The sequence below is a fragment of the Flavobacterium sp. NRK F10 genome, from assembly GCF_024054235.1.
Lineage (GTDB): Bacteria > Bacteroidota > Bacteroidia > Flavobacteriales > Flavobacteriaceae > Flavobacterium > Flavobacterium sediminis.
The window spans coordinates 2,218,273-2,229,564 of record NZ_JAMXLC010000001.1; the positions used below are offsets into that span (position 1 = coordinate 2,218,273).

Below are 11,292 nucleotides of genomic sequence, written 5' to 3' on the forward strand. Positions count from 1 at the left end.
GGTAGATCCTGTAACGGGAGAAGTGACCTATACTCCGAATCCGGATTACTTTGGAACAGATACTTTCGAATATCAGGTATGTGACAACGAAGGTTTGTGTGATACCGCAACGGTAACGGTAGTAGTAAATCCGGTAAACGATGCGCCGGTAGCAACTAACGACAATACAACAACCAATGAGGATAATCCTGTAATTATTGGTGTAACAGCCAACGATACAGATACAGACGGAACGATCGATCCTACTACGGTAGTGGTAACGGTAAACCCATCAAACGGAACGGTAACGGTAAACCCAGTAACCGGAGAAGTGACCTATACTCCTGATCCGAACTATGTAGGAACGGATACTTTCGAATATCAGGTATGTGATAATGAAGGCCTGTGTGATATCGCTATCGCAAATGTTCTGATCAATGGTATTGAAATCGTTAATTGTATAGACGAAGCAATTAATCCGGGTGTACCATCATCATTAGTAGATCCATGTGGAATGTTGGTAGATGCTACACTAATTGGCTTTTCGCCGGATCCTGTTGATTTTAATTGTAATGGTACAATAATATGGACATATAATTTTGAATGGTGCGATGGCACATCTCTCAACTGGACTTACACATATATGGTTCAGGATGCTATTGCTCCGACATTTATAGAAACATTGCCGATAGATGTTACTGTGGAATGCAGTTCTACAATACCTACAGCTCCTGTATTAACTGCTACTGATAACTGTGGAACAGCAACGGTAACGTATGATGAAATAGTAGTTGACGGAGATTGCCTGGGTAATTATGATATAATCCGAACCTGGATAGCAACAGACAGTTGTGGGAATACAACAGAGCACATTCAAACGATTACTGTTCAGGATACTACACCTCCGGTATTTACAGGAATATTACCGGAAGATGGTTTTGCAGATTGTGATACTATTCCGGCAGCACCAGTGTTAACAGCTACGGATAGTTGCGGCGATGTAACAATAACTTTCGAAGAGGAAAGAGTAGAAGGAGATTGTTCAAGTAGATACGAGTTGATCCGAACTTGGACAGCAATAGATGAGTGTGGTAACTCTTCAGTATACACACAAACATTAGCACTGGCATGTCATGTTAAAATATGGAACGCAGTATCGCCGGACGGAGACGGTTCTAATGATATATTCTATTTAGAAGGGCTTGAATGTTATCCGAACAATACGGTTGAGATTTACAACCGTTGGGGAGTAAAAGTTTATGATGCATCAGGATATAACAATGCCGATAAAGTTTTTAAAGGCTATTCTGAAGGAAGAGCTACAGTTTCTCCGAATCAGTTGTTACCAACCGGAACTTATTTCTACATCTTAAGATATGAGTATGGTTTAAACGGAACGGATAAACAGAATGTTGAAAAATCAGGCTATCTGTACATTCAAACCAAATAAGATGATTATGAAACAGTATTTAAAAAATAATAAGAATCTAACATTCCTAATATGGCTTTTTATAGCCATGTTAGGAAATGTTAAGCAATCCTTTGCCCAACAAGATTCACAATATACCAATTATATGTACAACACCATAAATGTAAATCCGGCTTATGCCGGTAGCAGAGGTGTGTTAAGTATATTCGGATTGCATAGAACACAATGGGTCGGATTAGACGGAGCACCGGTTACCAATACCGTATCATTAAATACTCCGATCAATAATTCAAGTATCGGATTAGGGGTGTCTTTTGTGAATGACAGGATCGGACCTTCCGATGAGAATACTATTTCTGCAGATGTTTCTTATACTATCAGAACATCGGAAAACTATAAACTGGCATTCGGAATTAAAGCAAGTGCTGATCTGTTGAATGTTGACTATACTAAATTAGATCGTTACAATTTGAATGATCCGCAATTTCAGAATAATGTCGATAATCAATTGTCTCCTAATATCGGAGCCGGAATCTACTTTTATTCGAATAAATTATATGCAGGTTTATCGGTTCCTAATTTCTTAGAGACGAAACATTTTGATGACAATGCTTCATCTGTTGCAAAAGAGCGAATGCACTATTATTTGATAGGAGGTTATGTGTTTGATTTAAGCGATAAGATCAAGTTTAAACCCGCATTTTTGTCTAAAGTAGTGAAAGGTTCACCTCTACAACTGGATCTGACGGCTAATTTTATGTTCAATGAAAAATTTGTCTTAGGAGCTGCTTGGCGCTGGGATGCTGCTGTAAGTGCTATGGCCGGATTTCAGGTTTCAGACAATTGGTTTATAGGATATGGTTACGATGCTGAAACCACCAAATTAGCGAATTACAACTCGGGATCGCATGAAATTTTCCTGCGCTATGAGTTTAAAGGAAGATCTGAAAAAGCAGTATCACCAAGATTTTTCTAAAAAGACAGGATATGAGAACAAAAGCTATTGTTTTATTTGCATTATCATTAAAATTTTTTTTAGTGAATGCGCAAGAAGTTAAGTTAAATAGAGCCAATAAAGAGTACGAGAAATATGCTTATGTAGATGCTATTAAAACGTATGAAAAAGTGGCTGATAAGGGATACAAATCTGTTGAACTATTTCAGAAATTAGGGAATGCATATTATTTCCAATCTGAATTTGAGCAAGCCAATAAATGGTATACAGAACTTTTTGCTATGGATCAGGAAGTGGATCCTGAGTATTATTTCAGATATGCACAAACTTTAAAATCGATCGGAGATTATAAAAAAGCCGATGTGATGTTAGAAAGATTCTATCAAAAGGATACTTCCGACAGTCGTGGAAAAATGGCAAAATCACAAAAAGACTATTTAGAAGTGATTAAGAAAAATTCCGGTAGGTATCGAATAGAGAATGCCGGGATCAATTCCGAATATTCAGATTACGGAAGTACTTTTTATGAAGGGCAATTAATTTTTGCTTCAGCCAGAAATACAGGAAGCGTTTTTAGTAAAAAGCACAGTTGGACTGATCAATCGTATACTAATTTATACAGTGTTGAAATTACCGATGCCGGAAATCTTGAAGAGCCGGAAAAATTTTCTAAAAGTGTGAATTCAAAATACCATGAGGCAACTCCGATTTTTACAAAAGACGGTAAGACAATGTATTTTACAAGGAACAATTTTTTAAATGGTAAAAAAAGCAAAGACAATGACCAAGCCATCTTGCTAAAACTATACAGCGCTACAAAAAGTGGAGATCAATGGGGAAATATTATAGAATTACCGTTTAACAGTAATGATCATAGTGTGGCTCATCCTGCTTTAAGTCCTGATGAAAAGACATTATATTTCGCTTCAGATATGCCGGGGACATTAGGGCAATCCGATATTTTTAAAGTAAGTATTAATTCTGACGGCACTTTCGGAACGCCGGAAAACTTAGGTAGTGAGGTTAATACAGAAGGGAAAGAAACTTTCCCGTTCATTACGGATACCAACGAGTTGTATTTTGCTTCTGACGGACATCCCGGATTGGGCGGGCTGGATGTTTTTGTAACCCAATTGAAAGAAAACAGTACTACCGGTACAGTCAAAAATGTAGGCGAACCTGTTAACAGCGCAATGGATGATTTTGCGTTTTATATAGATACCCAAAGTAAAACCGGTTTTGTTTCGTCTAATAGAAAAGAGGATAATTTAGGCTATGATGATATTTATAAAATTACCGAAATAAAGCCAATTGAAAAAGATTGTGAACAGTTGCTAAAAGGCGTTGTTGTTGATCTTGATTCACAGAAACCTGTTGCTGATGCCAGAGTGGTTTTGTATGATGCTTTAGAAAATAAATTAAAAGAATTAGTATCAGACAGTAACGGAGAATTTGATTTCGGTATGGTGGATTGTAATACTAAAGTTAAGATCAGAGTACAGAAAGAAAAATACAATGCAAACGAAGTGGCAGTCGGTATACCTTCTGAATCGGGAATGACACAATCAAAAGTAACCCTTGAGTTAGCAGAGAAACCGATGAAAATAGGAGATGACCTACGCAAAATTTTAAGTATTGAGAATATTCATTTTGATCTGAATAAATCAGATATTCGACCGGATGCGGCAGTTGAATTAGCTAAAATAGCAGAAGTATTGAAACAATATCCAAATATGAAAATTGATGTACGTTCGCATACTGATTGTAGACAGACGTATGATTATAACATGAAATTATCAGACAGAAGGGCTAAATCAACTATTAAATGGTTGATCGATCAAGGAATAGCAGCTGACCGATTAACGGGCAGAGGCTATGGAGAGAGTCGTTTGCTTAATGACTGTGATTGTGAACCGACTAATGTTTCGCCTTGTACAGAAGAACAGCACCAGGAAAACAGACGTAGTGAATTTATTATTATGGAATAAGGTAAACGTTTGAGAATTACTTAAAAATACTTCTTGGAGGAGGGTCGTAAGTTAAAAAAAGTTGGTTTGGGGCGGCTGACTTTACACCTCCTCCTTATTTTATATTATTGCATTTGAGTTTGTTTCTGATGATTAAAAGTACGTTATTTTGTGAAGTAATTGATCTTATATTTTTTTAATTTAAGGGAATTAAGATCTTTTGAAAAGATTTTTATCAGGTAGATAATAAAAATATTGTAATAATGGATCTTATTATATAAAAAAAGAGAACCAAGAAATTGGTTCTCTTTACTTAGTTGCGAGAACAGGCCTCGAACCAGTGGTTTTCGAGTTGTAAATTAAAATACTGAAAAAAACAGTAAATTAAAATTCGTTTATTACAAAGACAGTTTCCGCTTTTTTCTGATTCCGGTGAGTATAAGGCGAAAATCTGATCTCAATATTTTTTGTTCTTTAATTTTTTTGAAAGTTAATTTTATAGTGTAAGTGTATTTTTATTATTCATTTGGAAATCGGTATTTTATATATTTGTTTTTGTCTTAGAAACAGTATTCCTAAAAGATATAGTTAGCTATATATAGAGATTACTTGTATTATTAAAAATATCTAATAATTGATTGCGACGCCTACGAGCAACAGGTATTTTATCTCCGTTCTTCATAACAAGAGTACCGTCTGTAAAATACTTGGAAATGTAATTGACATTTACCAAATGGGATTTATGCGGTCTGAAAAAGTCAGGTTCAGGTAGTTTTTCATCATAAAATCGCATACCATAAGAACTAAGGTGCATATTTCCGTCAACCAGATAGATTTTAGCATAATTATTAATCGTTTCAATTCTTATGATATCAGAAAAATGGGTGAAATACGTACAACCTTGCGTTGGAATCGCGATCTGTTTTAATGAATGTACCGGTGGCTTATTGGAGAACTTTTGAAAATTACTATGCATTCTGGATAGAGCAGTGGTCATTGTTGCTATAAATTCACTTTCACTAAAAGGTTTATATAAAAAACCTATGGCGAAAAATTTGAATGCTTCCAAAGCGTATTTGTCGTGAGAAGTACAAAATATAGTTTCAAAGCTTTTAAATTCAAGGCTTTCCAGTAATTTTATGCCATCCATATTAGGCATTTCAATATCTAATATTAATAAATCCGGAGGTGTTTTTTGTATAAATTCCAAACCAACTCTGGGATCTGAAAATTTACCTAAAATATTTATATTTGGGAAATATTTTTCAATACGAAATTTCATCTTATTAAGATCAATAGTATTGTCGTCTATTATAACAATTTTCATAGTTAAGAGATTAATTAAGGTTATTTTCTGAAAAAAATCAATCTTTAATTTCTTACATAAAGATATATATCTTATTGTTATAATAAAGATACTATCGAATATGATTTTTATGTAAGAATATTTGTTTAATATGTTTTTCAATTAACTAAAAGGTTTGTTTAATTCGTTAAACGGGAAATTTCCATTTTTTGATACTGTTGTTTTTGCCCGAAATCATCATAGAGTTTTGATATACAGTATAAAAGAGGATTGTTAGCAGTTGTGAAGGTTACCATCAGGATCAATAGTAAAATTATATAGATTCTATTTTAGAACGGGATTTTAATTAATGTTCTGGTTCCCCTTTTATTATAAATGCTTAAATCATCCATAACCAATTGGTACTTGCTTTTTTTATACCGCTTCGTTTTATTTAACAAATTCATCCTTTCCCTAAGAATTTGAATACCATAAGAAACGTATTCATTATCCTGTAGGCTATTTGATGAAATGCCGATGCCATTGTCTTCGATAATGAAGATCAATTCTCTTTCTTTTTCAAGTTTAACAACCCTTAAGCTAATGATCTTTTCTCCTGGATGATCTTTTTTAAAAGCATGTTTGATAGAGTTTTCGATGATCGGTTGGATCATCATCGAAGGGATTAATGAACTTTCCTTATCGATTTTCGGGTCACAACTGGTTATAAATTTAATCGGATCTTCTTTTTTACTGTTTTCTAATTCCATATAGGTATGTATATAATCAAGCTCTTTATTAATACTCACATTTTCGTTTCGGGTCAATTCTAATGTTAAGCGCATTAATTTGGATAGATTTACGATATAATTTTCTACAAAAGTAGCATTTTGGGTATTTTCAAGCTGATTTTTAATATTATTAATTGCATTAAAGATAAAATGAGGATTCATTTTGGTTATTAAAGACTTTCTTTTTAATTCAATTAAGGCCAATTCTAAAAAAGCTTTCTGCTTATGTTTGTTAACATAATAAATGATGATGAGTGTACTTAATAGAACCAGGATAAAGATAGAAAGAGCTTTGAACCATAATTCATTGTAGAATATATTGTCTACGTTTAATTTGTACATCAGTTCATTTGAGGTCTCAATTCCTTTAGCGTTGATCCCTTTGATTCTTAGGGTATAATTTCCCGGAGGAAGATAGTATAATGTAATGGTTCCCTGATTGCCGATGTTAATCCATTCTTCAGAAAGCCCTTCAATTTTATACAAATACTGATCTCTTTCGTGATCGAACATTGTGTTTAAAGCGACTTTGATCGAAAGGAAATTATTTGAGTAAGGCAGGTTAAATTTGTTTATTTTCTGATTAAATACGTCAACCGATATAATTTTATTAGTTTCGATATTGAAATACTCATATTCTATCGGAAAGATTTTAGATGGCTCAAATCTTATACGATTGAGAGGAAGACTATCAAAATATACGATACCGTTTATTCCTCCGAAAAACAACCTACCTTTATTAGATTTAAAATAAGACTGCTGATTAAATTCATCTGAAGGTAGCCCGTCATTTATATAGTAAGGATATGTTTTTCCTTTATTCTTGTCATATAGGTAGATCCCTTTGTACGTAGATATCCAAATATTTTTCTGAAGATCCTCTAAAAAACCGATGGTTATTATCTCTGAAATATTAGGAGATAGATCCAGCTTTAAGATTTTATTGTTCCCTTTTTTAATGTAGTTCACTCCTTTATCTGTTCCTATCCAGAGCGTGTTGTCAGAATCAACAAATACTGTAAAAATACTATTGCTTAATAAATCTTGTTCGTTTTCTTTATTATAATACTTAACACTACCGGTCTTTTGATTTTTGATGTATAGACCATTTTCACGAGTAGAAATGTATAGGTTATCATTAAAGATGTGTACATCATTTATTTGTTGTGTGCCTAAATTGTACTGATTGGAAAGTTCCTTTATTCTTTCTATAGTTTCTTTTTTATAATTAAATCGCATTAAGCCGGTGTGAGCTGAAATTAAAAAGGTGGAATCGGATTCTACTGCAAGGTTATACATATAAGTAGCATTTACATGCAGGGGAATTTTTTTTATGGACTTACGATAGGTATTGATTTTGTATATCCCATTATAATCACCTATGGCATAAACGATTGAGTCGTTTATTTTTTCCAGTTCCCGAGCATCTTTTATTTCCGGAAATACTTTTGTGAAACTGTATGAGTTTTTTTCAGGGGTTAATTCAAATATACCAGAGTAACTAGCCAGTAGGATATTTCCGTTTGCCAGTTCAACAAATCCTCTGGTGCTAACATTATGGATGTCATCAAACTTATTATAGTTATAAAATAGTTTGTGAAACGGGTTCTTTAAAAACTTTATCTTTTTGATTTTATCCAGACAACTAACATACATAATTCCTGACGAATCGAGAATAAAATCCTCAATAGTATATTCAAATTCTATTTTTAACATTTCTTCTAAACAGGTAATGCCGTCAACAACTTTCATTCTGAAAAAAATGATATTTTTTCCTGAATCATCTATGGAATAGAGATTTCCGGGAACATTCGTATTTTCAGTATACTTCATTTCATTAAATGGAGTTTCTACTATTTGTATATCCAAATCTTTGATATAGTGATATCTAAACTGTTTACCCATAAAAAGGTAATATCCGCTTTTATCTTTAGACAAAAGTGCACCGTTGTTCGTAATTAGAATATCACCTGTATTATCATTTTCTTGAAGCTCTTGAAAGAGGTGATTTGTCTTTCTTTCATCCTTGATTTGGGAAAAATCAGCTTTTAAATATATACTGTCCTTACTTGTAATGAAAATTTTTTTACCTCTATGCATCAATATTTTGTCATGGTCTATAACTTTATCCATATACAGATATGTGCTTTTAAGATACTTTTTATTTTGAACTATTTTAGATTGCGAGACTTCAAATGTCTTAATATTATAAAAAGAATCAATTTTAAGAACATAGTTTCCTGAAGTTCCTATCCAGATATTCTGATTATCATCTTCAATTATTGATGTATACATGAATTGTTCCTGATTAGGTGGTAAAGGCCAATCAATTTCTTTAAATATGCCTTCACTAAGATTGTAAATAAAAATAGTGTGTTCGGTGACAACCCATACTTTGGAATTACTGTCCAGTAGCATAGCACTGGCATAATTTGAGTACCACTCACTAATGTTCTTCTTATGTGGGATAAGAGTTTTATGGTTCGCCAGACTCTTTACTAAACCTGTAGGACAGGAGTACCAAAGAAAACCGTCATAGTCCACTACTAGTTTGTTTTGAAAAGTTTGAGAATCTCCGTAATTATCTATTAGAATATCTTTGGTGCTATATTCTTGACTCATTACTTCTTGACTTATAAGAGAGATAGTTAAAAATGAAAATAGAAATAGAAATCTAAAGCAGGGGGTAGAATACATAAAATCTTAATTAGATAATAAACTATGATAGGATAAAGACAATTGTTAGTATTTGCATTATTATAAGAATAATAATATTGTTTTTCTGATTGCTATTCTGAATAGTATTAAAAATTCGGTAGAATATTTATTTTAAAAGGATTATCTTTTTCTTAGTTAAGCATACTATTCTATGTGAAATTAAAAAAAAACAATAATATTTCCATTTATATCTTGTAGAAATGAAATTCTCTCAGGTGTAAAAAAAAGAATTTTACAAAAGAAGGCCTTGTAAGGATGTAATAACCGAAAAATATATCAAAAGAGCTTTTTAGCAAATGAAAAAATCCGTTAAAAAGACAAATATTTAACTGCCGTACAATTTGTAGTAATTTTATAGTGCTTTTAAAACCAAAAGTTTGTTTTTTGAACAGAGAAAAAGACATAATAAACTTTAAGTTTAATGAGCTAGTTGAAATACAAGTTTTCTGGATATAAATTATAAATATAATATATATAAACGGAATTGTTGAACTAATTAAAAATTAAATATTGATAAGTATTTAATTGCTGCTTATAGGACCTTCCCAAATTTTCCAAAAAAATAACTGTCATTTTGTTGATTAGTTAAAGTGAGATTAATTAAGTCTTTTTTGTAATATTTTTTAAAAAGAGACTTTTCGGATTGAATGCTTTGTTTTTTAGTGTCTTGCATGTTTAAAATTGTTTTTTAGACATCTGAGGTTATGTCTTCTTGATGGTTTGAGGAGATAGTACGTTAGAAAAGTGTAAATAAATGAGAGAGAGAAGAAGTATTCTTTCTTAAGTTTTTTGGCTTTTTTGATGACTGAGAAGCTATGCTCTTTTTTTAGAGTTTATTTTTTAGTTGATAAAAAAATCAATCAGTTTAAGTTATGAAAGATAGTTATTTGATTAAGTACTTGTCTCGTTTTGTTCTTATTTGGGAAGATCCAGGTACATCCTATTAGAAGCAGTTATAAAGTTAACTTTTATAACCGTAAACACCTGTTTGTTATTTAGGATTATGATTAATTTTTAAATTAAATATATATAATATGAAGAAAATAATTACAATGACAGTTTTTCTTTTCGGAATGGCTTATTCTTATTCGCAAGTAGGGATAAATACGGCTCTTCCGAATAGTTCCTCGGTTTTAGATGTAGTCGCTACAGACAGAGGGGTTTTGATACCTAGGTTGTCACTTACCGGTAGTACTGATGCTACAACAATTACCAATGGTAATGTTGTAAGTCTATTGGTGTATAATACAGCTACAGCAGCGGATGTTGTTCCTGGTTATCACTTTTGGGACGGGACTAAGTGGGTTCGTTTAGCAATTAGTGATGAATTAGGCGCAGCAATTCTCACTACGTTAGTAGATAATGGAGATGGCACAATGACCTATACAGATGAGAATGGTGTGGCAAATACCATTAATACAACGGTAGTGTCAAACAATACCTATATTGCAGACGGAACAATAGATATTAACGGTGACGGGACACCGGATAATAATGTTACGTTACAAGATGTAATCAATAATATCAATACAATTGTTGCCTCTAACCAAGTCTTAACAACGTTGACTGATAATGGTAACGGAACCATGACGTATGTGGATGAGAATGGAGCAAGTACTGTAATTGATCTGGCAGCGATCATTGCCGGTAACGAAACATTGACCACATTGGTAGACAACGGCGATGGTACCATGACCTATACCGATGAAGACGGTATAGCTCAAGTAATTACAACCACTGTAGTATCTAATAATACAGTTATTCCTGACGGAACAATAGACATCAATGGTGACGGTACTCCGGATAACAACGTTACATTACAAGATATCGTGAACAATATCAACACGATCATTTCGGGTAACGAGACCTTGACTACAATGGTAGACAATACCGACGGTACGTATACATATACAAGTGAAGATGCAACCGTAACTACAATAGATGTACCGGGCAGTGTGATCAACAACGCAAGTACAATTTTTTCTGACACTAACGTATTAAATGAAATATCAACAGTAGTAACTTCAAGTGAAACCTTGACTACAATGGTAGACAATACTGACGGTACGTATACATATACAAGTGAAGATGCAACTGCAACCACAATAGATGTACCGGGCAGTGTGATCAACAACGCAAGTACAATCTTTGGAGATACTAACGTCTTG

At 33.0% G+C, this 11,292-nt stretch carries 5 protein-coding genes and 1 pseudogene; 4 read left to right on the forward strand and 2 right to left on the reverse strand.

Annotated features, from left to right (window positions below):
• The 3 genes from NHF50_RS10065 to NHF50_RS10075 all read left to right on the forward strand — a co-directional run.
• The coding region (locus tag NHF50_RS10065) for a tandem-95 repeat protein (protein ID WP_252776198.1) at positions 1-1,429 on the forward strand (1,429 nt) is incomplete at its 5' end.
• A 7-nt stretch (positions 1,430-1,436) separates the two neighbouring features.
• Positions 1,437-2,384, forward strand: coding sequence for a type IX secretion system membrane protein PorP/SprF (locus NHF50_RS10070; RefSeq protein ID WP_256476015.1), 948 nt, complete (start codon positions 1,437-1,439; stop codon positions 2,382-2,384).
• An 11-nt stretch (positions 2,385-2,395) separates the two neighbouring features.
• On the forward strand, positions 2,396-4,351 hold the full coding sequence (locus NHF50_RS10075; RefSeq protein ID WP_252776200.1) for an OmpA family protein: 1,956 nt from the start codon (positions 2,396-2,398) through the stop codon (positions 4,349-4,351).
• 571 nt (positions 4,352-4,922) lie between these two features.
• Here NHF50_RS10075 and NHF50_RS10080 read toward each other — a convergent pair.
• Complete coding sequence (locus tag NHF50_RS10080; protein ID WP_252776202.1) at positions 4,923-5,657, reverse strand: LytTR family DNA-binding domain-containing protein; 735 nt, start codon at positions 5,655-5,657, stop codon at positions 4,923-4,925.
• Positions 5,658-5,965: 308 nt separating this feature from the next.
• Positions 5,966-9,028 carry a sensor histidine kinase gene (locus NHF50_RS10085; protein WP_252776205.1) on the reverse strand — a complete coding sequence of 1,021 codons (3,063 nt, stop codon included), beginning with the start codon at positions 9,026-9,028 and terminating at the stop codon, positions 5,966-5,968.
• Positions 9,029-10,158: 1,130 nt separating this feature from the next.
• Here NHF50_RS10085 and NHF50_RS10090 point away from each other — a divergent pair.
• Positions 10,159-11,292, forward strand: a pseudogene (locus NHF50_RS10090) (hypothetical protein); the annotation flags it as partial.